This window comes from Curtobacterium sp. MCBD17_026 (assembly GCF_003234895.2).
Classification (GTDB): domain Bacteria; phylum Actinomycetota; class Actinomycetes; order Actinomycetales; family Microbacteriaceae; genus Curtobacterium; species Curtobacterium flaccumfaciens.
The window spans coordinates 2,951,877-2,972,823 of record NZ_CP126281.1; the positions used below are offsets into that span (position 1 = coordinate 2,951,877).

General features: G+C 71.9%; 25 protein-coding genes. 16 read left to right on the forward strand and 9 right to left on the reverse strand.

Annotated elements, in window-relative coordinates:
* The first annotated feature begins 7 nt into the window (after window positions 1-7).
* The 4 genes from DEI85_RS13955 to DEI85_RS13970 all read left to right on the forward strand — a co-directional run bounded on the left by DEI85_RS13955 (window position 8) and on the right by DEI85_RS13970 (window position 3,637).
* Window positions 8-1,612 carry a Mur ligase family protein gene (locus tag DEI85_RS13955; RefSeq protein WP_110860905.1) on the forward strand — a complete coding sequence of 535 codons (1,605 nt, stop codon included), beginning with the start codon at window positions 8-10 and terminating at the stop codon, window positions 1,610-1,612.
* A 36-nt stretch (window positions 1,613-1,648) separates the two neighbouring features.
* The gene (locus DEI85_RS13960) at window positions 1,649-2,101 is read left to right on the forward strand and encodes a MarR family winged helix-turn-helix transcriptional regulator (RefSeq protein WP_181420085.1); all 453 of its coding nucleotides are present in this window, start codon (window positions 1,649-1,651) and stop codon (window positions 2,099-2,101) included.
* A gap of 111 nt (window positions 2,102-2,212) precedes the next feature.
* Window positions 2,213-2,635, forward strand: coding sequence for an organic hydroperoxide resistance protein (locus DEI85_RS13965; protein WP_027466009.1), 423 nt, complete (start codon window positions 2,213-2,215; stop codon window positions 2,633-2,635).
* A 27-nt stretch (window positions 2,636-2,662) separates the two neighbouring features.
* Complete coding sequence (locus DEI85_RS13970) at window positions 2,663-3,637, forward strand: zinc-binding dehydrogenase (RefSeq protein WP_110861105.1); 975 nt, start codon at window positions 2,663-2,665, stop codon at window positions 3,635-3,637.
* A gap of 69 nt (window positions 3,638-3,706) precedes the next feature.
* On the opposite strand, the gene DEI85_RS13975 is transcribed toward DEI85_RS13970, so the two are convergent.
* From DEI85_RS13975 to DEI85_RS14010, 8 genes are all read right to left on the reverse strand, one after another.
* The gene (locus DEI85_RS13975; protein WP_220038921.1) at window positions 3,707-4,279 is read right to left on the reverse strand and encodes a DUF4396 domain-containing protein; all 573 of its coding nucleotides are present in this window, start codon (window positions 4,277-4,279) and stop codon (window positions 3,707-3,709) included.
* A gap of 131 nt (window positions 4,280-4,410) precedes the next feature.
* Window positions 4,411-5,151: a ZIP family metal transporter gene (locus DEI85_RS13980; RefSeq protein ID WP_111122870.1), complete on the reverse strand. Its 741-nt coding sequence runs from the start codon at window positions 5,149-5,151 to the stop codon at window positions 4,411-4,413.
* A 109-nt stretch (window positions 5,152-5,260) separates the two neighbouring features.
* Entirely contained in the window at window positions 5,261-6,718 is a 1,458-nt protein-coding gene (locus DEI85_RS13985; protein WP_111122869.1) for a sugar porter family MFS transporter, read from the reverse strand.
* Window positions 6,719-6,873: 155 nt separating this feature from the next.
* Window positions 6,874-7,410 (reverse strand): hypothetical protein, encoded by a 537-nt coding sequence (locus DEI85_RS13990; protein ID WP_111122868.1) that lies wholly within the window; start codon window positions 7,408-7,410, stop codon window positions 6,874-6,876.
* A 261-nt stretch (window positions 7,411-7,671) separates the two neighbouring features.
* Window positions 7,672-9,393 carry a glucose-6-phosphate isomerase gene (gene pgi, locus DEI85_RS13995; protein ID WP_111122961.1) on the reverse strand — a complete coding sequence of 574 codons (1,722 nt, stop codon included), beginning with the start codon at window positions 9,391-9,393 and terminating at the stop codon, window positions 7,672-7,674.
* Window positions 9,394-9,635: 242 nt separating this feature from the next.
* Entirely contained in the window at window positions 9,636-11,867 is a 2,232-nt protein-coding gene (locus DEI85_RS14000) for a heavy metal translocating P-type ATPase (RefSeq protein ID WP_111122867.1), read from the reverse strand.
* Window positions 11,864-12,082, reverse strand: a complete 219-nt coding sequence (locus DEI85_RS14005) for a heavy-metal-associated domain-containing protein (RefSeq protein ID WP_110860917.1) — start codon at window positions 12,080-12,082, stop codon at window positions 11,864-11,866. Before DEI85_RS14005 ends, DEI85_RS14000 begins: the two co-directional genes overlap by 4 nt.
* Before the next feature lie 32 nt (window positions 12,083-12,114).
* Window positions 12,115-12,405 (reverse strand): metal-sensitive transcriptional regulator, encoded by a 291-nt coding sequence (locus DEI85_RS14010; protein WP_110861109.1) that lies wholly within the window; start codon window positions 12,403-12,405, stop codon window positions 12,115-12,117.
* A gap of 82 nt (window positions 12,406-12,487) precedes the next feature.
* Here DEI85_RS14010 and DEI85_RS14015 point away from each other — a divergent pair, with 82 nt between their 5' ends.
* The 12 genes from DEI85_RS14015 (at window position 12,488) to DEI85_RS14070 (ending at window position 19,837) form a co-directional block, all read left to right on the forward strand.
* Window positions 12,488-13,699, forward strand: coding sequence for a helix-turn-helix domain-containing protein (locus DEI85_RS14015; RefSeq protein WP_111122866.1), 1,212 nt, complete (start codon window positions 12,488-12,490; stop codon window positions 13,697-13,699).
* Between the two features lie 160 nt (window positions 13,700-13,859).
* Entirely contained in the window at window positions 13,860-14,318 is a 459-nt protein-coding gene (locus tag DEI85_RS14020) for an Asp23/Gls24 family envelope stress response protein (RefSeq protein ID WP_110860921.1), read from the forward strand.
* Window positions 14,315-14,506: a DUF2273 domain-containing protein gene (locus tag DEI85_RS14025; protein WP_017885412.1), complete on the forward strand. Its 192-nt coding sequence runs from the start codon at window positions 14,315-14,317 to the stop codon at window positions 14,504-14,506. Before DEI85_RS14020 ends, DEI85_RS14025 begins: the two co-directional genes overlap by 4 nt.
* On the forward strand, window positions 14,503-14,817 hold the full coding sequence (locus DEI85_RS14030; RefSeq protein WP_110860923.1) for a hypothetical protein: 315 nt from the start codon (window positions 14,503-14,505) through the stop codon (window positions 14,815-14,817). The genes DEI85_RS14025 and DEI85_RS14030 overlap by 4 nt, the downstream gene beginning before the upstream one ends.
* Before the next feature lie 9 nt (window positions 14,818-14,826).
* Complete coding sequence (locus tag DEI85_RS14035; RefSeq protein ID WP_110860925.1) at window positions 14,827-15,402, forward strand: DUF6286 domain-containing protein; 576 nt, start codon at window positions 14,827-14,829, stop codon at window positions 15,400-15,402.
* Window positions 15,399-15,962, forward strand: a complete 564-nt coding sequence (locus DEI85_RS14040; protein ID WP_110860927.1) for a hypothetical protein — start codon at window positions 15,399-15,401, stop codon at window positions 15,960-15,962. Before DEI85_RS14035 ends, DEI85_RS14040 begins: the two co-directional genes overlap by 4 nt.
* A gap of 85 nt (window positions 15,963-16,047) precedes the next feature.
* Window positions 16,048-16,221 (forward strand): CsbD family protein, encoded by a 174-nt coding sequence (locus DEI85_RS14045; protein ID WP_071246087.1) that lies wholly within the window; start codon window positions 16,048-16,050, stop codon window positions 16,219-16,221.
* Window positions 16,222-16,299: 78 nt separating this feature from the next.
* Window positions 16,300-17,154 (forward strand): Asp23/Gls24 family envelope stress response protein, encoded by an 855-nt coding sequence (locus DEI85_RS14050; protein ID WP_181420086.1) that lies wholly within the window; start codon window positions 16,300-16,302, stop codon window positions 17,152-17,154.
* Window positions 17,151-17,567 carry an MFS transporter permease gene (locus tag DEI85_RS14055; RefSeq protein WP_110860931.1) on the forward strand — a complete coding sequence of 139 codons (417 nt, stop codon included), beginning with the start codon at window positions 17,151-17,153 and terminating at the stop codon, window positions 17,565-17,567. Before DEI85_RS14050 ends, DEI85_RS14055 begins: the two co-directional genes overlap by 4 nt.
* A gap of 186 nt (window positions 17,568-17,753) precedes the next feature.
* The gene (locus tag DEI85_RS14060; RefSeq protein WP_110860933.1) at window positions 17,754-18,293 is read left to right on the forward strand and encodes an RNA polymerase sigma factor; all 540 of its coding nucleotides are present in this window, start codon (window positions 17,754-17,756) and stop codon (window positions 18,291-18,293) included.
* A complete protein-coding gene (locus DEI85_RS14065; protein ID WP_146238547.1) occupies window positions 18,283-19,104 on the forward strand; it encodes a hypothetical protein in 822 nt (273 codons plus the stop codon). The genes DEI85_RS14060 and DEI85_RS14065 overlap by 11 nt, the downstream gene beginning before the upstream one ends.
* A 79-nt stretch (window positions 19,105-19,183) precedes the next feature.
* On the forward strand, window positions 19,184-19,837 hold the full coding sequence (locus tag DEI85_RS14070) for a gamma-glutamylcyclotransferase family protein (RefSeq protein ID WP_258369889.1): 654 nt from the start codon (window positions 19,184-19,186) through the stop codon (window positions 19,835-19,837).
* Here the strand turns inward: DEI85_RS14070 and DEI85_RS14075 are convergent.
* Complete coding sequence (locus DEI85_RS14075; protein ID WP_110860937.1) at window positions 19,813-20,832, reverse strand: NAD-dependent epimerase/dehydratase family protein; 1,020 nt, start codon at window positions 20,830-20,832, stop codon at window positions 19,813-19,815. The two genes, DEI85_RS14070 and DEI85_RS14075, sit on opposite strands and share 25 nt — an antisense overlap.
* Window positions 20,833-20,947: the final 115 nt, after the last annotated feature.

Consider the following 20,947-nt stretch of genomic DNA (forward strand, 5'->3'; position numbering starts at 1 on the left):
AGCCGCGATGCCGCACGCCCTACGACCGGCCCGACCGCGCCCGGTCCGGCTCGACGAGCTCGCCCGAGCACTCGGTGTCGACGGTCCCGGCGGGGGTGCCGGGCCCTTCGCGGGTGCCGGCGGCGGTGTCGGCCCCGGCGCCGTCCCGGTGGCCGGCCTGGCGCTCGCCACCGACGAACTCCGGCCGGGGATGCTGTTCGCCGCGCTCCCCGGCCGCCTCGCACACGGCGCGCAGTTCGCCGAGGCGGCGCGCAACGCCGGTGCTGCCGCGGTGCTGACGGACCCGGACGGGCAGGCCGCGGCGCGACGGAGCGGGCTGCCGGTCCTCGTCGTCCCGGACGTCCGCGCCCACCTGGGCGCCGTCGCACGGCTCCTCGCCGGCACGGAGTCGCTGCCGTTCCCGCTGTTCGGGGTGACCGGCACGAACGGCAAGACGTCGACGGTGCACCTGCTCGACGCCCTGATGCGCCGGCTCGGGTGGCGGTCGGCGATCAGCAGCACGGTCGAGCGCCGTGTCGACGACGAGTCGCTGCCGAGTGCGCTGACGACACCGGAAGCCCCCGAACTGCACGCGTTCCTGGCACGCGCAGCCGAACGCGGGGTCGACGGAGCCGCCCTCGAGGTGAGTGCGCAGGGCCTCTCCCGTCACCGCACCGACGGCGTCCGGTTCGACGTGGCGGGCTTCACGAACCTGTCACACGACCACCTCGACGACTACGCCGACATGGACGAGTACCTGGCGGCGAAGGCCCTGCTGTTCACGCCCGCTCGGTCGCGCGCCGGCGTGGTGTCACTCGACTCCCCTGCCGGCCGACGGATCGTCGGGCGGGCGACGGTCCCGGTGACGACGATCTCGACCGCCCCCGCGGCCGGGGCCGACTGGACCGTGCTGGTGCGGGAGCAGCGGCCCGACGGCACCCGGTCGACCCTGACCGCACCGGACGGCACGACGATCGACCTCGACCTCCCGCTGCTCGGCGTGCACATGGCGGCGGACGCGGGCCTGGCGGTGGCGATGCTCGCGACCGCGGGCGTGCCGGTGCCCGCCCTGCTCGAGGCGACACGAGGCCGCCTCGACGTCGTCGTGCCCGGGCGGATGGCGGATGCGTCGGCGGCGACCGGGCCCCGTGTCTTCGTGGACTTCGCGCACACCCCCGACGCCTTCGCGAAGAGCCTGGCGGCGGTGCGTGCGTTCGCGCCGGGCCGGGTCGGGATCGTCCTCGGGGCGGACGGCGACCGTGACCCGAGCAAGCGGGCGGCGATGGGAGCGGTGGCGGCCGAGGCCGCTGACGTGGTCGTCGTGGCCGACCACCATCCCCGCTTCGAGGCCCCCGCCCCGATCCGGGCGGCGATCGTCGACGGTGCGCGGGCGAGCGGGCACGACGCGCTGGTCGTCGAGGAGCCGGACCCGGCGCGGGCGATCCGCCGGGCGATCGCCGAGGTCGGTGACGACGGGGTCGTGTACTGGGCCGGTCCGGGCCTGACCGACTACCGGGACGTCCGCGGGGTGCACGTGCCCTACTCGTCGTTCCGGGACGCCCAGGCCGCACTCGCCGAGGCGGGGCACCTGCCCGGCGCTCGCTGTGAGCTCGCCTGCGAACCGTCGATGTAGGTTGCACACAACTCAGTTGCGTGACAGTGTGGACGCATGCCCGTGACCGACGAGATGGTGTGCTTCTCCCTCTACGCGGCGTCCCGCGCCACCACGCAGGCGTACCGCACGATGCTCGAACCCTGGGGCCTGACGTACCCGCAGTACCTGGTGCTCGTCACCCTGTGGGTCGAGGGCGACCAGACCGTCTCGAGCCTCGGAGAACACCTGCAGCTCGACTCCGGCACCCTCTCGCCGCTGCTCCGCCGCATGGAGCAGAGCGACCTGGTCCGCCGCGAGCGCCGCAGCACCGACGAGCGCGTCGTCACGGTGACCGTCGGCGAGCGCGGCCGCGAACTGCGGTCCGAGCTGAGCGGCATCCCCGCGCGCATCGCCGCCGGGATGGGCCTGGCCGACGAACGCGCCGCCGCCGAGCTGATCGCGACGCTGCACCGGCTGACCGAGACGATGCACGCGGCGGCCGATCCCGCTGGCGCCGTTTCGCGCTGAGCGACAGCTCACGCCCACGTGCGCCCGTGAACTGTCGCTGAGCGCGAGAGCACGCAGCACCCCAACGCAGTGCCCACGTCCTGCACGATCCGCCCACAAGGAAGGAACCCCATGGAAGCCCTCTACACCGCCGAGGCCCTGGCCACCGGCGAAGGCCGCAACGGCCACGTCGCCACGAGCGACGGCACGGTCGAGTTCGACCTCGCCATCCCGAAGGAGATGGGTGGCTCCGGCAACGGCGCCAACCCCGAGCAGCTCTTCGCCGCCGGCTACGCCGCCTGCTTCCACTCCGCCCTGCAGGGCGTCGCCCGCAGCCAGAAGGTGAAGATCACCGACTCCTCCGTCGGCGGCCGCGTGTCGATCGGCCCGAACGGCAACGGTGGCTACCAGCTCGCCGTCATGCTCGAGGTCGTCATCCCCGGCCTGGAGCACGACCAGGCCCAGGCCCTCGCCGACGCTGCCCACCAGGTCTGCCCGTACTCGAACGCGACCCGCGGCAACATCGACGTCACCATCGTCGTCTCGGAGGACTGACCCATGAGCACCACCACCCCCACCACCATGCGCGCCGTCGTCCACGAGACGTTCGCCGAGCCCGCCGACGTCCTCGAGGTGCAGGAGCGCCCCGTCCCGACGCCCGGCGCCGGCGAGGTCCTCGTCCGCACGGTCCTCTCCCCCATCCACAACCACGACCTGTGGACCGTCCGCGGCACCTACGGCTTCAAGCCGGAGCTCCCCGCCGCCTCGGGCACCGAGGCACTCGGCGTCGTCGAGGCACTCGGCGAGGGCGTCACGAACCTGCAGGTCGGCCAGCGCGTCGCCGGCGGTGCCTTCGGCGTCTGGGCCGAGTACTACACCGCGAACGCCGCCGGACTCGTGCCGGTGCCGGACGCGATGACCGACGAGGCCGCAGCCCAGCTCGTCTCGATGCCGTTCAGCGCCATCAGCCTGCTGCACTCGCTCGACCTGCACGAGGGCGACTGGATCATCCAGAACGCCGCCAACGGTGCGGTCGGTCGCATGGTCGCCCAGCTCGGTGCCGCCCGCGGCATCAACGTGATCGGACTCGTCCGTCGCGCCGCCGGTGTCGACGAGCTCCGCGAGCAGGGCATCGAGCGCATCGTCGCCACCGACGCCGACGACTGGCAGGACCAGGTCGCCGCGATCACCGGTGGCGCCCCGATCATCGCGGGCGTCGAGTCGGTCGGTGGCAAGGCCGCCGGCGACATCGCTTCGGTGCTGGGCGAGAACGCCACCCTCGTCGTCTTCGGCGCGATGGCGTCGCCGACGCTCGAGATCCCGTCGGGCAAGGTCATCTTCGGCCAGCTCACCGTGAAGGGCTTCTGGGGCTCCGTCGTCAGCAAGACGATGCCGGACGAGACGAAGGGGCAGCTCTTCGGTGAGCTCATCACCCGCGTGCTCGACGGCTCGCTGACGCTCCCCGTCGCCGAGACCTTCGCCTTCGAGCAGGTCCGCGACGCCGTGCGCGCCAGCGACACCGCCGGCCGCGTCGGCAAGGTGCTCCTGCGCCCGTAGCGCGACCACAGAACGGACGGGAGGCCCGGTGCCAGCTGGCACCGGGCCTCCCGTCCGTTCGCTGGTCCGTCACATGGCCTCCTTGATCCCCCGACGCACCAGCCACACGTTCACGGGGTACGAGCAGACGAAGCCGGCCACCATCGCCAGCTGCATCGCCACCCAGAACTCCGGCGAGAAGACGCTCGCGCGTCCGCCGACGAGTGCCGGGAACACGACCAGCTGCCACACCGCCATCAGTCCGTACATGCCGACCTGCCACGCGATGATCGACAACGTGTCGGCCTTGAGCGCTGCGACGAGCCCGGCCCGGACGCCGAGGCCCCGCATCGGCGCGATCGCGAAGTACTGGAACGCGATGCCGAGCACGAACGCGATGACGAAGTCGACGATCCACCCGGCGACCATCCGGTCCTGGTAGAGCGTGCCCAGGCCGACCGCCACCCCGACCGCCGGGAACGCCGCGAGCCCGAACTCCCCGATCAGGTCACCGAGTGCGCAGCCGGCACCGCAGTGACTCGTGTCGATCGCGTTGCCCGCCCACCGTCCGTGGACAGGCGCGGTGGCCCGACCCCGGCGCAGGTAGAAGACGAGCCACACGACGCTGCCGAACAGCATCGTGAGCGGCCACACGAACGCCATGACGCGCATCTGCGGCGGGCGGCGCGACGTCGACCGCCACGAACGCCGCGCAGCCCACGGCGATCACGAGCAGCGCGGCGCAGACCAGGGTGACCGGCACCGGGAACGCACCGGCGCTGAGTGCTTCCAGGTCAGCCGCCGATCACGTGGATGCCGTACGCCGCGAAGAACCCGAGGACAGCGATGAGGCCCGTCCAGGGGCCGGTCTTCCGGAAGGCCTCGGGCAGCATGGTGTCCGCGAGCATCGCCAGGATGGCTCCGGCGGCGACGGCGGTCACGGCGCTCTGCACCCCGGCCGGTGCCTGCCCGAGGATCGCGTACCCGCCGAGCGCCGAGAGGGCGCACGCGAGGGCGATGGCGCCCCAGACGGAGAACACGTACCGCGCTCCCCGACCGTTCTCCTTCATGTCGGACGTGCTGGACAGCCCCTCCGGCAGGTTCGAGATGATGACCGCGGCCACGACCGCGATCGACAGCGAGCCGCCCGCGGCGAGCCCGACTCCCTGCACCGCCGTCTCCGGGATGCCGTCGAGCAACGCGCCGAGGGCGATGCCGAGGCCGGTCCCGGATCCCGTCGAGCCGGCCCCGCTGCGCTTCTTCCGTGCACCGCGTCGTTCCAGCAGGACGTCGAGACCGACGTAGACGACCGCCCCGCCGAGGAACCCGGCCATCGCCGTCCAGTACGTGCCGGACCGGGTGGCCTCGGCGACCAGGTCGAAGGAGAGCGCCGAGATGAGGACGCCGGCGCCGAAGGCGGTGATCGTCGCCACGACCGTCCGCGGCACCCGGACGAACCAGGCGATCGCGGCACCGACGACGAGGGCGAGACCGGAGGCCAGACCGGCGCCGGTCGCCAGGAGGAGGGGATGCACGGGTCGAGTGTAGGAACCCGCCGATCCGTGGGCACCAAGGTCGCCCGTCACGCAGGACAGGAGACGTCGGGGGCCCTGGGGCGCCCCGACGTCTCCTGCGTGGTGCGGACTAGCGGCGCGACGCCTTCTCCGGGACGGTGAAGATGTTGCCGGTGGTGACACCCTCCTCGACCTCTTCGAGGGTGCGGCCGCGGCTCTCCGGCACGAACTTCCAGATGAAGAGCAACGCCAGCAGCCCGACGACCCCGAAGCCGAAGAAGGTCCCGGTGATGCCGGTCGCGGCGACGATCGTCGGGAAGTACAGCCCGAGGAACGCGTTCGCGATCCAGAGGCAGAACACCGAGATGCCCATGCCGAGTGCACGGATCTGGGTCGGGAAGATCTCGGACAGGACGACCCACACGGCGATGTTGAGGAAGGTCTGCATCGAGCCGACGAAGGCGACGACCAGGAACAGGATGACCCACGGACGAGCCGGGTTGCCGTCCGGCAGCGCCACCGAGGCGATGCCGATGAGGAAGTGGCAGACGGTCGTCAGCGAGAAGCCGATGATCAGGGTCGTGCGGCGGTTGATCTTCTCCATGTTGTAGATGGCGATGAAGCCACCGATCACGGCGATGACGCCGGGCGCGATGTTGGCGATGAGCGCTGCCGACTGCTCGAAGCCCGACTCGATCAGCACGGTCTGGCCGTAGTACATGATCGAGTTGATGCCGGTGAGCTGCTGCGCGACCCCGAGCCCGGCACCGATGAGCACGATGCGGATGAGCCACTTGTTGCCGAGCAAGGTGCGCCAGCCGCTGATCTTCTGCAGCTTCGCCTCGAGGTCGTTGGTGCGCTTGATGTCGTCGAGTTCGGCGTTCGCCCGCTCCGTCGTGCGGATCTGTCCGAGGACCGAGAGTGCCTCGTCGTTGCGACCCTTCGACGCGAGCCAGCGCGGCGACTCCGGCACGCGGAGCATGCCGACGAACAGCGCGATCGCGGGGAGCGCACAGACGGCCAGCATGACGCGCCACACGCCGTTGCCCTCACCCCACAAGGTGCCGATGAACGCGTTGACCACGAACGCGGCGAGCTGACCGATCACGATCATGAGCTCGTTGCGGCCGGACAGTGACCCGCGGATCTCGTACGGTGCGAGTTCGGCGAGGAACACCGGCACCACCGTGGACGCGCCACCCACCGCGAGGCCGAGGAGCACACGACCGACGACGATGACCTCGAACGTCGGCGCGAACACGCAGATCAGCGTGCCGACGAAGAACGTGACGGCGAGCAGGATGATGGTCTTGCGACGACCCCAGCCGTCGGCGATGCGGCCGCCGAGCATGGCGCCGATCGCGGCACCGAACAACAGCGAGCTGGTGACCACGCCCTCGGTGAAGTTCGTGAGGCCGAGCTCCGCCTTCATCGGGTTCAGGGCACCGTTGATGACACCGGTGTCGTACCCGAAGAGCAACCCGCCGAACGTGGCGACGAGGGCCAGCACGCCGAGTCGTCGGCGGTGCGGCCCGGTCCCCAACGGGGGCAGTGCGACAGTCGGGGCTGTCGGTTTGATGTCGACCATTCGGTGACTCCTTCGTCGGTGATCGCGCTTCATCGCGTGGACCGATCGTAACCCGATTCCATGTCCTGTCAATTGGACATTCTGTCGTGGGGTCGTTTGGATCGGTCCACAGAAGGCCTGATGAGGACGGGAGCGGTCCAACCCGCGGATCGGGCTCAGCGCTCGTCGTCGACGGGGCCGTCGCCCAGCACGTCCCCCAACGAGGCCATGTCGGCACCGTGGTCGGTGTAGCGGCGCACGGTCCGTCGGGCGGCGGCACTCGCGGCACCGGACAGGGCGGGGTTGCGTCGGGCGGCGTCGGCGACGCGTCCGGCGTGCCCCGCGGTGGAGAGCAGCACGTTGGCCAGTGCCCGGGCGTCGCCGCGCTCGGGGACCCCGGTCACGGTCCAGGCCGTGCGGACCTGCGCGTCCGGGGTGACGCCGCGACGGGTGCCCATCCGGTGCCAGTCCGACAGCACGCCCTCGGTGCGCGAGGCCGCTCGGTCTGCCTCGCCTGCGCGTCGGCGTGCGGCGTCGCGGGCGGCGGACTCGCCGTCCGTGCCCTCGACCGTGTCGTACCGGTCGGTGAGCCCGTCGGCCCGGCGGCGGACGCTGTCGGCCCGTTCACGCGCTGCGACGTCGTCACCACCGGCCGCTGCGATGCGGGCGGCGTGCGCGGCGGCAGCCGCGGCGAGGATCTCCGAACGCTCCATGCCCTCGACCGTAGCGGCTCCGACCGACACCGGCGGACCGTCCGGCGCGGTGACGGGGCGCGGCGGCAGGCGCGTTGACGGGGCGCGGCGGCAGGCGCGTTTCACGCTGGGCGACACCTCACGGGCCGCGGGGCGCGTGAGGTGTCGCTGACCGCGAAGCCGGCCCGGCGTCCACCCCCGCGGCCAGCGCACGCACACGACGGACGGGAGGCCCGTGGCGGATCCGCCACGGGCCTCCCGTCCGTCGTGTGGGGGCGTCCGCTACTTCCGCAGCTCCAGGTACTTCGCGATGAGTGCCTTGGTCGACGGGTCCTGCGCGTCGAGCGCAGCCTGGTCGCCCTCGACGGCCGGCGTGACCTGCAGCGCCAGCTGCTTGCCGAGTTCCACACCCCACTGGTCGAACGAGTCGATGCCCCAGATCGTGCCCTCGGTGAACACGATGTGCTCGTACAGAGCGATGAGCTGGCCGAGGACGCTCGGGGTGAGCTCCGGCGCGATGATCGACGTGGTCGGCTTGTTGCCGGGGAACGTGCGCGCCGCGACGATGCCTTCGTCGGTGGTGCCCTCGGCGCGGACCTCGTCGGCGCTCTTGCCGAACGCGAGCGCCTTGGTCTGCGCGAAGAAGTTCGCCAGGAACAGCGTGTGCACGTCGGTGCCGGGCGCGACGCCCTTGCCGTCGCCGGTCTCGTCCTTCAGCGGACGGGCCGGGTTGGCGACCGTGATGAAGTCGGCCGGGATCAGGCGGGTGCCCTGGTGGATGAGCTGGTAGAACGCGTGCTGGCCGTTCGTGCCGGGCTCACCCCAGAAGACCTCGCCGGTCTCGGTGGTGACGGGCGAGCCGTCCCAGCGGACGCGCTTGCCGTTCGACTCCATCGTGAGCTGCTGCAGGTACGCGGCGAAGCGGTGCAGGTACTGCGTGTACGGCAGGACCGCGTGGCTCTGCGCACCGAGGAAGTTCGTGTACCAGACGTTGAGCAGGCCCATCAGGACGGGGACGTTCTGCTCGAGCGGGGTGGTGCGGACGTGCTCGTCGATGGCGTGGAAACCGGCGAGGAACTGCTCCCAGTTCTCCTTGCCGATGGCGATGACGACGCTCGTGCCGATGGCCGAGTCGACCGAGTAGCGGCCGCCCACCCAGTCCCAGAAGCCGAAGGCGTTCTCGGGGTCGATGCCGAACGCCTCGACCTTGTCGAGCGCGGTGGAGACGGCGACGAAGTGCTTGGCGACGGCGTTCTTCTTCTCGTCGTCGGCGGCGTCGGTCAGGCCGAGCTCCTCCCACAGCCACTGGCGGGCGAGGCGTGCGTTCGTCAGGGTCTCGAGCGTGCCGAAGGTCTTCGACGCGACGATGAAGAGCGTGGTCTCGGGGTCCAGGTCGGCGGTCTTCTCGTAGATGTCCGCCGGGTCGATGTTCGAGACGAAGCGGGCCTCGATTCCGGGCTGGACGTAGGGCTTGAGTGCCTCGTAGACCATGACCGGGCCGAGGTCGGAGCCACCGATGCCGATGTTGACGACGGTCTCGATGCGCTTGCCGGTGACACCGGTCCAGGCGCCGCTGCGGACCTGCTCGGCGAAGCCGTAGACCTTGTCGAGCGTGGCGTGCACGTCGGCGTCGACGTCCTGGCCGTCGACGGTCAGGGGCGCCGCCGGCACGAGGCCCTCGGTCGCCTTCGGGCGGCGGAGCGCGGTGTGCAGCACGGCGCGGTCCTCGGTGACGTTGATGTGCTCACCGGCGAGCATCGCCTGGAAGCGCTCGGCGACGCCGGTGTCCTTCGCGACCTGCAGCAGCGCGGCGAGGATCTCGTCGGTCACCAGGCCCTTGGACAGGTCGACGGTCAGGTCGGCCGCCTGGAAGGTGTACTGCTCGGCACGACCGGGGTCGCTGTCGAACCACCCTCGCAGGTCCGGGGTGAAGTCGGCAGCGATGCTGTCGAGCTTCTTCCAGCCTTCGGTCGATGTGGGGTCGACGGGAGCGGATTCGGTCACGGGGTCCTCCTGGATCACCTTCTGGACGTACAGCCCGCGGGTCACGCAGCGCTGCGTCGCGGACCGTCTTCGAGCGTAGTGCGCTCCGGCAGGTGGTGCGCACAGTCGGCCGGGAGGCGCGGCTCGCGTTCGCTGCGCGCGTCACGCCCCCGGGCCGGTCGCGTGCAGGGCCGCGGTCGGCTCGCCGCGTGCAGGGCCGCGGTCGGCTCGCCGGGTTCAGGGCCGCGGTCGGCTCGCCGGGTTCACGGCTGCGGTGCGAAGCGACGCAGGCGCAGGCTGTTCGTCACGACGAAGACCGACGAGAACGCCATCGCCGCACCCGCGAGCACCGGGTTGAGCAGCCCCGCCATCGCGAGCGGGATCGCCGCGACGTTGTACGCGAACGCCCAGAACAGGTTGCCCTTGATGACGCCGAGCGTGGCGCGCGACAGCCGGATGGCGTCGGCCACCACGGTGAGCCGACCGCTCACCACCGTGATGTCGCTGGCCGCGATGGCCGCGTCCGTGCCGGCCCCCATGGCGATGCCGAGGTCGGCCGCGGCGAGCGCGGCGGCGTCGTTCACCCCGTCGCCGACCATCGCGACGCTCCGGCCCTCGGACTGCAGCCGGCGGACGGTCTCGAGCTTCGACGCCGGGGTCGCGCGAGCATGCACCTCGTCGATGCCGACACGGGCGGCGACCGCGTGTGCGGCACCCTCGTTGTCGCCGGTGAGCAGGACCGGGTGCAGGCCGAGCGCCCGGAACCGGGCGATCGCGTCGGCGGCCTCGGGCTTGACGGTGTCCCCGACGACGACCACGCCCAGGGCGCTGCCGTTCCGGGCGACGACGACCGCGGTCGCCCCGGCGGCCTCGGCGCGCTCGACGGCGTCGGACAGCACCGTCGGCAGGGCGATCGACCACGAGTCTGCGAGCCAGCGGGCCGTGCCGACGAGCACGACGTCGCCGTCCACGACGGCCTGCACCCCGGCACCCGCGGTCGCGGTGAACTGCTCGGCCTCGGCCAGGTCGGCGCCTCGGGCACGCGCCGCGGTGGTGACGGCACGGGCAACGGGGTGTTCCGAGCCGTCCTCGACCGCGGCGGCGAGGCGCAGGACGAAGTCCTCGGTCTCGTCGACGGCGGTCACCGACCGCAGGGTCATCGACCCCGTGGTGACGGTGCCGGTCTTGTCCAGCACGACGGTGTCGACCCCGCGGGTGCGCTCGAGCACCTGCGGACCGCCGATCAGGATGCCGAGCTGCGAGCCTCGGCCGGTCCCGACCAGCAGGGCGGTGGGCGTGGCGAGTCCGAGGGCGCACGGGCAGGCGATGATCAGGGTGGCGACGGCCGCGGTGAAGGCCGCGGTGACCGAGCCGCCGAACACGAGCCAGCCGACGAACGCCAGCACGGCGAGCGCGATGACGATCGGCACGAAGACCCCGGACACGCGGTCGGCCAGGCGCTGCACCTCGGCCTTGCCGGTCTGGGCGTCCTCGACCAGGCGACCCATCCGGGCGAGCTCGGTGTCGGCGCCGACGCGGGTGATCGCGACGACGAGCCGGCCGCCGACGTTGATCGTCGCGCCGGTGACCAGGTCGCCCGGGCCGACCTCGACCGGCACGGACTCACCGGTGAGCATGCTGAGGTCGACGGCCGAGGAGCCGTCCTGCACCAGGCCGTCGCTCGGGATCCGCTCGCCGGGTCGCACCACGACGACGTCGCCGACGACGAGGGACGACGCGGGCACGCGGTGTTCGGCACCGTCGCGCAGGACGGTGGCGTCCTTCGCGCCGAGTTCGAGCAGTGCCCGGAGTGCGGCGCCGGACTGCGTCTTCGCACGGGCCTCCATGTACCGGCCGGCGAGGATGAACACCGTCACGGCCGTCGCGACCTCGAGGTACAGGTCGGTGGCCTCGGGGTCCGTGGCCAACCACGAGAACGTCATGTGCATGCCGGTCGTGCCGGCGTCACCGAAGAACAGGGCGTACAGCGACCACCCGAAGGCAGCGAGGACCCCGACGCTCACCAGGGTGTCCATGGTGGCGGCACCATGGCGGGCATTGACCCACGCGGCCCGGTGGAACGGGAGCGCGCCCCAGACCGCGACGGGCGCGGCGAGCGTCAGGGCGAGCCACTGCCAGTTCGGGAACTGCAGGACCGGCACCATCGAGAGCACCACGACGGGCACCGCGAGCACGGCGGACACGACCAGGCGTCGGCGCAGCGGGCCGGTCGGGTCCTCGTCCAGCGCGGGGTCGGCGTCAGCAGCGGCGGGCGGCGCCGGCACCGTGGCGCCGTACCCGGCCGACTCCACCGCGGCGATGAGCGCCTCGGGGTCGGCGGTGCCGTCCGCGGCGACCTGCACCTGCGCCTTCTCGGTGGCGTAGTTGACCGTTGCGGTGACCCCGGGCAGCTTGCCGAGCTTCCGCTCGATGCGGTTCGCGCACGAGGCGCAGGTCATCCCGGTGATGTCGAGTTCGACGGTGCGGTCGGTCACGAGCGCACGACCTCGTACCCCGCCTCGGCGACGGCGGCGCGGAGGGCGTCCGCGTCGACGGGTGCCGCGGAGCTGACGGTGACCTCGGACGACCCGCCGGGGACGAGTCGGACGTCGACGCCCGACACCCCGTCGACCTCGGTGAGCTCCTCGGTGACGCTCATCACGCAGTGTTCGCAGGTCATGCCCTCGACGAGCAGCGTTTCGGTGGTCATGGTGTCTCCTTCTCGGTGGTGGGTCGTCAGGGTCAGGAGCGGACGAGCCGGGCGATCGCCTGGCTGGCCTCGCGCACCTTCTCGTCGGCGCCGTCCCCGCCCTCGGCGACGGCCTCGGCGACGCAGTGCGCCAGGTGGTCCTCGAGCAGCGACAGCGCGACGCGTTCGAGCGCCCGGTTCGCCGCCGAGATCTGGGTCAGGACGTCGATGCAGTACGTCTCGTCCTCGACCATCCGCGCGATGCCGCGCACCTGCCCCTCGGCGCGACGGAGTCGCTTGAGCAGGTCGTCCTTGTCGCCGATGTACCCGACGTGTTCGTGCATGTCCGCCTCCACCGTTCTCAATACGGTACCCCCCTAGGGTATTCCGATCTCGTCCGCGCGCAACCGGTGGCATGATCGGCGGATGGACCCCTCGACGACGAACGGATTCCGCCGGCTGCGGTTCTCCGACGGCGCGGGCTCCGACTACTCGGACATCTTCGAGGCCGAGTACGGCGGCTCGGACTTCGCCTCCGAGACCTTCGCCACCGACGACGCCAGGTACGAGTACACGGTCGTGGGCGACGACGACCTGACGCTCCGCACCATGCGCGCCGAGGGCGGTCGACGCGGCGGGGTCATCGGCGTGCGGGACGACCACGTGGTGTTCTGGCTGACCAAGGGTCGGCTCGAGATGCACTTCGCCGACCGCACCCGCGTCGTCGAACCGGGCAGCCCGTACATCGCGTCGGCATCCGAGGCCTACCGGTTCGAGTCGAGCGGGACCGTCTACAACGGCATCCACGTCGCGGATCGATTCCTGCGGTCCGTCGGACGCGACCTCGGCTACCGCCTGCCCGACGGTCCCCTGCTGTTCGACCAGCAGGACGCGGTCATCGCCCGGCGGGAGCCGCTGCGGCACCTGGTCCGTGAGCTCGGGCCGGCCCTGGTCGACGACCGCGTGCTCGGACCGATGCGGACCGCCCTGAACCGCCGGCTGGCCGTCGTCATCCTCGACACGTTCCCCATCCGCAACCGCGGTGACGACGTGCCCGTGGCGAACCGGCTCCGCGACGCGATCCGGTTCATCGAGCTGCAGGCCGCCGAACGCCCGTCGGTCCCCACGATCGCCGCCGCGTGCGGGCTGAGCCAGCGCGGGCTGCAGGACGACTTCGCCCGCACCCTCGACACCACCCCGCACCGGTTCCTCCGCGACCACCGGCTCGACCGCGTGCGCGAGGAACTGCTGCGCGCGGACCGCGCCGGGGGCACGAACGGATCGACGGGCATCGCCGCGATCGCCCGACGTTGGGGATTCACCAACCCCGGGCGCTTCGCCGAGACCTACCGCGACCGCTTCAGCGAGGACCCGGCCACGACGAAGCGTGCGTCGCTGGCCGCGCGACCGGAGGCCGGCAGGGCCTCGTGGCGGGTCCGGCGAGCGGTCGCGTTCATCGAGCAGCACCTCGACGACGCCCTCACGCTGGACGACATCGCTGCCGCGGCCGGGGTGCTCCCCCGACGCCTGCAGCAGCTCTTCCGCGAGGAGCGCGGCGAGTCCCCGATGGCCTGCGTGCGCGCCATGCGGGCCGCTGCAGAACGCAACGACGCGGCCGGAAACAGCGGAACCGCCTGACGCAACACCCCGGGGGTACACGTGGATCCCCGTGTTTCCGGGGTTCCCTGGATCTCCGCCGAATGCGAGAAGTCGTGTGTGACGAACCTCTTCCACAGCCCGTCTCATCCGTGAACAGCAACCGCTGGGAACGCCCGGCGGGTCAACGGAAGGAACGAACATGGCTGACACCATCACCCCCACCCCGGCCGCCACGGCGACCCGTGCCACCTCGCACGCCGGCACCAGCGGCGTCACCGGCAAGACCGTCATCGACGACACCGTCGTGTCGAAAGTCGCCGGCATCGCCGCCCGCGAGGTCAACGGTGTGCACTCCCTCGGCAACGGCGCAGCCCGTGCCATCGGTGCCCTCCGCGACGCCATCGGCCAGCGTGACTTCGGTCAGGGCGTCAAGGTCGAGGTCGGCGAGAAGCAGGTCGCCGCGGACATCGTGATCGTCGCCGAGTACCCGGTGTCGCTCCAGCAGGTCGCCGACGGCGTCCGTTCCGGTGTCGCCCGAGCCCTCGAGCAGATCGTCGGCATGGAGGTCGCCGAGGTCAACGTGACCATCCAGGACGTCTACATCCCGGGTGACGACGACGACAACGAGGACGAGAAGAAGGAAGCCCGAGTCGCATGAGCAACACGCTGATCGGCGCCCTCATCGGCGCAGTCCTCGCCGTCGTGGCACTGCAGTTCGGGTTCTGGGGCTTCGTGCTCGTGATCGTGTTCGGTGCGATCGGGGCCCTCGTGGCCGCCCTCGCCACCGGGCGCATCGACCGCGGTGCCCTGACCGACGTGCTGACCGGACGCCGGAGCTCCCGGTGAACGCCGGCCCGGACGTCCCGGGCCGCGTCGAGATCACCGCACGCGCGCTCACCTCGCTGGCGCGGGCCGTCGCAGCCGAAGGGCTCGGCGCCCCCGCCAAGCGGGTGCGCGTCGGACTCGGCGACGCTTCGGGAGCACTGTCCCTCGACATCACCGGGCCGATCGCCGCGAGCGACGACATCGTCTCCGGGTCGATCCGGATCGCGGACCAGGTCAAGGGCCGCGTGAGCGACCTGACCGGGCGCCGTGTCGGCAGTGCCCACATCGAACTCACCGGGATCGTGCGCGCGCACGAGTCCCGTGCCCGCTAGGAGGCCATCATGAGCAACGGTTCCGTCGAACGACGCATCCGTCGTCGGAGCGTCCACCGCTCCCGCTCCACAGCAGTGGCGGTGGCCCTCGTGGTGTTCGCCCTGGTGGCCGCCTGGATCGGCACCGAGTCAGTGCTCAGCGCCATCGGACGCCCACCGCTCCTCGCTGACCCGCAGACGGTCGTCGACACGGCGCTCCGCCCGGACGCCGCGTTCGTCACCATCGTCGAGGTCATCGCGGGTGCACTCGTCGTCCTCGGCGTCGTGTTGGTCGTCCTGGCACTCAAGCCCGGTCGCCAGCACCGATCGGTCGTCGAGCACGACCGCGGTGCGGTCGTCATCGACTCCCGCATCGTCGCCTCCACCGCGGCGAACGCCGCCGGCATGGCGGCCGGTGTCCCCGAGGGGAACGCATCCGCCACCGCCCGTGGCCGTTCCACCGAGGTCCGCATCGTCCCCGTCACCGGCGTACCGGTCGACGAGGCGAACGTCCGCGCCGCAGTCGTGGAGCGCCTGAGCGGTCTCGACGAGCGCTTCGGCCGACGCGTCCGCGTCCGGGTCGAGGAGAAGGGAACCCTCGCATGACCAAGAGCAACCGGACCCTCAACCGGATCATCCTGTTCGTCCTCGGCCTCGTCGCCGTCGTCGTCGGGATCGCGATGGGGGCGGGCGTGCTGCCCGCCGTCCAGGACGCCGTCAAGCCGTACGTCGACCTCCCCCGCAGCCTCGACGTTCCCGCGTCGGCGCTGTGGGTCGTCGCCGGGGCCGCGGCCCTCGTGATCGTGCTGTCGCTCGTGTGGGTGTTCACCCGCGGTGGTGGTGGCACGTCCGTCGCCGTCCGGGAGCACTCGGGCGACGACGCCGTCACGATCAACGTTGCACTCGTGCGGGACGTCGTCGAACACGAACTCGCGGGTGTCCGCGACGTGGTCGGCTCCCGTGTCGACACCTACCTCGTCCGCCGGCAGCGCGCCGCACGGATCCGTGTCGCGGTCCGCCGCGGCGGGGACGCCGTCACCGTGCTCGACGCCGTCGACCGAGCCGTCGCGGTCCTCGACCGCACCCTCGGCCGTCCGGTCCCGGTGCTCGTGCACCTGACCGGCGGTACCCGCTCCGCGCTCGCGAAGTCGACCCGCGTCCACTGACACCCGTCAGCCGGACGCACCCCGGGCCTCCCGGCCCACCACCACACCACACCGGGCGCACCGCCCACCCACGAAAGGACCCGTCATGGGACTCGACGACAAGATCAAGAACGCCGCTCAGGACCTCGCCGGCAAGGCGAAGGAAGCCGTCGGCAACCTGACCAACGACGACTCCAAGGTCGCCGAGGGCAAGAAGGACCAGGCAGCTGCGAGCGCGAAGCAGACCGGCGAGGACGTCAAGGACGTCTTCAAGAAGTAGGTCGCCCGACCGCATCGGGGCCCCCGTCGAACGGGTGCCCCGATGCGTCCCCGCGCAGATCCCGAACGAGGAGGAACCATGCAGCACGACCCGAACGCGCACACGCAGGTCACCGAGGTAGCCCTGCCCGCAGAACTGACGGAGCCGTTGCCCGACGACGCGAGCACTGTCACGATCGTCGCCCGGATCGCAGCGGAGACCGCACTCGGCGTGCCCGGTGTGCACCGCCTCGGCGGGATCGCCGCCCGTGCAGCCGACCAGCTCCGCAAGCAGCTCGGCCGGAGCGCCGGCACCGCCGGTGTGCAGGTCGACGAGGACGACGGCGCGCTCGGCGTGCAGGTCTCCATCGTCGTCAGCTACCCGGCGCCGGTGCTGCACGTCGCCGACGAGGTGCGGAAGCAGGTGACCGCCGCGACGCGGCAGCTGTCCGAGCTCCCGACGAGCGTGGACGTCCGAGTCCTCGACGTGCACGGCCCCTTCGACGACGAGCAGTCACGCCTGGGCCGCGCGACCGAGGCCGCGACCGACGCCGTCAAGCAGGCCGGCGAGACCACCGGCGACGCCGTCAAGCAGGCCGCCGAGACCACGGCGGACGCGACGAAGCGCGCTGCCGCAGCGACCGCCGACGTGACCAAGCGCACCGCGGACGCGACCGCCGACGCGGCGGAGCGCGCAGCGGATGCCACGGCTGACGCGTCGAAGCGCGCAGCCGACGCCACCGCCGAGACCACGAAGGGCGTCGTCGAGACCGCCGCCGACACCACCGAGGACGTGCGTGACGCCGCCGCCGAGTCGCTCGCCCGGGCGTCGGAGCAGGCCGCGGACGCCGCAGCCGATGCGGCCGCCGCTGCTGAGGACGCCGCATCCGCTGCTGCCGACTCCGCCGACGCGGCCGAGACCGACGCAGCACGGCACCGCCGAGAGCAGCCGTGACCACCGCCTGGTCCGGGAACCGCCGGGCGAAGCTCCGTCGCCCCCGCCCGCGCGGCGTCTGGATCGCCTCGGGCATCGGCGTGGTGCTGGTCCTCGGCACCGCACTCGGGGCGTTCCTGCCCCTCGTCGGCTTCCTCGGCGGCGTCACCGCGACCACCTCGGGACTCGTGCCGTTCCCGTTCGTGCGGGTGGCACTCGCCACGGTCGCGGGGTCGTTGGTCGTCCTCGCGCTGCTCGTCCTCGCCTTCACGCGACGACACACCGCGACCGCAGCCTCGGCCGTCGTGCTCGCCGTCCTCGTGGCCGTCGCCGTCACGATCGTCCCGATCGTCCTCGTCGCCATCGGGTCAGCAGACCGCGCCGGTGACGTCTGGCCGATCGTCGCCGACCTCTGGCAACGCTTCACCGCTTGACACGCCGGCACCTGCACCGCCGCCCGCCCGCAGGGCCCGCACGGAGCTCCGCGAGGAGATCGCCGAGTCCGCCGAGCGCGCGGATGGCGCTCCCACATCACCATCGGATCACGACACGGACGACTCGTGTCGTGATCCGTGTCAGGTTCGGCCTCTTCACGACATTGTCGTAGTGAAGGGAGCACCGTGGACAACACCGCAGAAGACGACGCCGGCCTCGCACGGCGCCTCGCCTCGGGGGACAGAGCAGCACTCGCGACGGCGTTCGACCGGTTCGCGCCGACGCTGACCCGGTACGCATGGGCGATCGCGGGGAGCAAGCAGGACGTCGAAGAGCTGGTCCAGGACACATTCCTGACGCTCTGGCAGCGAGCCGACGGTCTGCAGCTCCCGACCGGCACACTCCTGCCGTGGCTGCTGGTGGTGTGCCGCAACCACGCCAAGAACCTGGGACGGCGCAACCAGAAGCACGCCGGCGACGAGCTCCCCTTCGACCTCGCCGCCCCCGCTGACACCACCGAGGCATCCGAGCAGCTCCGCTGGGTCCGCGCCGAGATCGCCGCACTGCCGGAGACTGATCGCCGGATCTGCGAACTCTGCCTGCTGCAGGGGTACTCCTACGCCGAAGCCGCACAACTGCTCGGACTCAGCGTCGGGGCGGTCACCCAGCGGGTCTCCCGGTCCCGCCGACGACTCAGGAAGGCGGTGACGCACGATGAACACTGAACCTCCCCAGGGAGACGACCTGCAGCGCATGCTCGTCTCGATGAAGCAGAACGTCCTCGAGCGGGCCACCCCTCGCCCGAAGCGACGAGGCCGCCGGGCAGGCATCGCGATCGGTGTCGTCGGGGTGCTGCTGCTCGGTGCTGCCGGCGGCGGGGTCGCGCTCGGCCTCATCCCGACGTCGATCACCACCGCGCCCGCCCCCACCGCGACGACGACACCCGAGCCGTCGCCGACCGAGACCTCGTCCGGGGCCCCGGTCGTGGGCGGCCCGACGCCCACGACGAACCCGACGCCGACGCCGACGCCGACGTCGACCCGGCCGCCGTACTCGCTGTCGGATCCGGACACCTGGACGATCTCCGGCAGCGAGGTGGGGCCCATCGCCTTCGGCAGTCCGGTCTCGGGTGAACTCGACGAGGTGGCGGACGCCTACCCGGGCACAGTGGAAGGCGTTTGCCCGAACCCGAACGTGTCGAACTTCCGCCGGGACGGGTCTGCTGCGTTGACCGTCGTCGCGGTGGACGGGCTCGTGTGGGGCGTCTACATCTCGGGCTTCTCGGGGGAGGACGTCGACGCACCGACGACCGCGGAGGGACTCGGTGTCGGCAGCACGTTGGACGAGCTCCGCGCGGCGTACCCGGACTTGACGTCGGTCGATTCCGTCTACTACTCGGAGGAAGAAGGGTCGGGGTTGTGGACGATCGAGCGCGACGGTCGTCACATCACGTTCGAGCTCGGTGGGCAGGCTTCGACCGTCGGCGGCGTCTGGGTGAGCTCGCAGGCGGAAGTCCCGTACGAGTTCTGCGGGTGACGTCGCCGGACCGGAGGCGCGGATCACGTGAGCCGATCGGCTCGCGTGATCCGCGCCTCCGGTCCGCTACCCTCGCGACGTGAAGCGTCTCTCCCCCGGCCAGCGCTGGGTCATCGGTCTCGGCGCGTTCGCGCTCGTCTGCCTCGTCGTCGGCATCATCGCCATCGCCGTCGGGATCGGCAACGGCGCCGCCACCTGCGTCGACGTCGAGGACGACGGGTTGCAGTACGCGTGCCCCGGTGACACCAGCAGCATCCTGTGGGGCAGCGTCCTCGCCGTCGTCGGACTGCTCCACCTCGGACTCACCGGGCTCGCGGGGGCACTCGTCTGGACCTCGACGCCGACGATCGGTCCGAAGCCGGTCCGGCGACCCGAGCACCTGCCCGGCCAGACCCAGCGGGTGTTCTCCTACGGCACGCTCCAGCAGCCCCTCGTGCAGGAGTCACTGTTCGGCGAGCACGTCCCGACCACCCCGGACTCCCTGCCCGGCTGGCGGGTCGACCGGGTGACGATCACCGACCCGGACGTCATCCGGACGAGCGGCTCGGACCAGCACCCGATCCTGCGCCGCGGTACTGCTGACGACGTCGTCGAGGGAGTGGCCCTGTCCCTCGGGTACGAGTGGCAGCTCCGCGCGGTCGACGCGTACGAGGTCGCCGACTACCAGCGCGTGCGGGTCACACTCGCCTCGGGTTGGACGGCCTGGGTCTACGTCGCCGCCGACGACGCCTGAGCCGCCGCCGCCGCTGCCCCTGCCGCTGTCGCCGCCGCCGCCAGTCGCTCGAGCCCCTCGTCGATCGACACCGACGCGGTCCACCGCAGATCCCGCCGGGTCCGCCGCTGGTCGAACCAGTGCGCCGTCGACAGCTGTTCGGCCAGGAACCGGGTCATCGGCGGTTCGTCCTCGCCTGGTCGGACGCGCCAGACGGCCTCGACCACGGACCCCGCTGCCCGGGCGACAACGGCCGGCACGTGCCACTGCGGGGGCCGGACGCCCGACGCCGTGCAGATGCCGGCGAGCAGGTCGGCGACGGGTCGGGGCTCACCGTTCGTGACCACGTAGGCGTTGCCGTGCACGCCGTCGTCCGTGACGTGTTCGAGTGCCGCGACCATGGCCGTCGCGGCGTTGTCGACGTAGAGCGTGTCGATGAGCGCAGCGCCGGAGTCGAGCAGCGGGAGCCGTCCGGCTCGGGCACGCTCGACGATCCGTCCGACGAGCTGTGTGTCGCCCGGACCCCACACCAGGTGCGGCCGGACCGCCACGACGGCGAAGTCCGGGGCGTCGGCATCGAGTGCCAACAGCTCCGCCGCGGCCTTGGTGCGGGCGTAGTCACCACGCGCACGGGACGGCTCGGCCGGACCGGCATCGGCCCCGACGAGCGACGAACCGGTGTGCGCGACCGACGGCGACGACACGAAGACGAAGCGCCCGACGCCGGCGGCACGGGCGGCCCCCAGCAGTGACCGGGTTCCCTCGACGTTGACCCGGGCGAAGTCGGCCGGGTCCCCGGCGAGCGACACCTTCGCGGCCAGGTGCACGACCGCCTCGACCCCGTCGACCGCGCGGGCGATCGCAGCGTCGTCCGTCATCGTCCCGGCGACGTCCTGCACGCCCGACACTCCGGAGGGACGGCGTTGGAAGGTCCGGACCTCGTGCCCGGCGTCCCGCACCGCAGCGGCGGTGGCCTGCCCGAGGAACCCGCTGGCCCCGGTGACCAGGACCTTCACGGGCGCACCATCCGTCCGCCGTCTCGAACCGCGGCGGGTCGGAGATTCGTGCTGAGCGACAGGTCACGCGTCTGACGGCCCGCGAAGTGTCGGTGAGCGCGTGAGGTCATGCCGG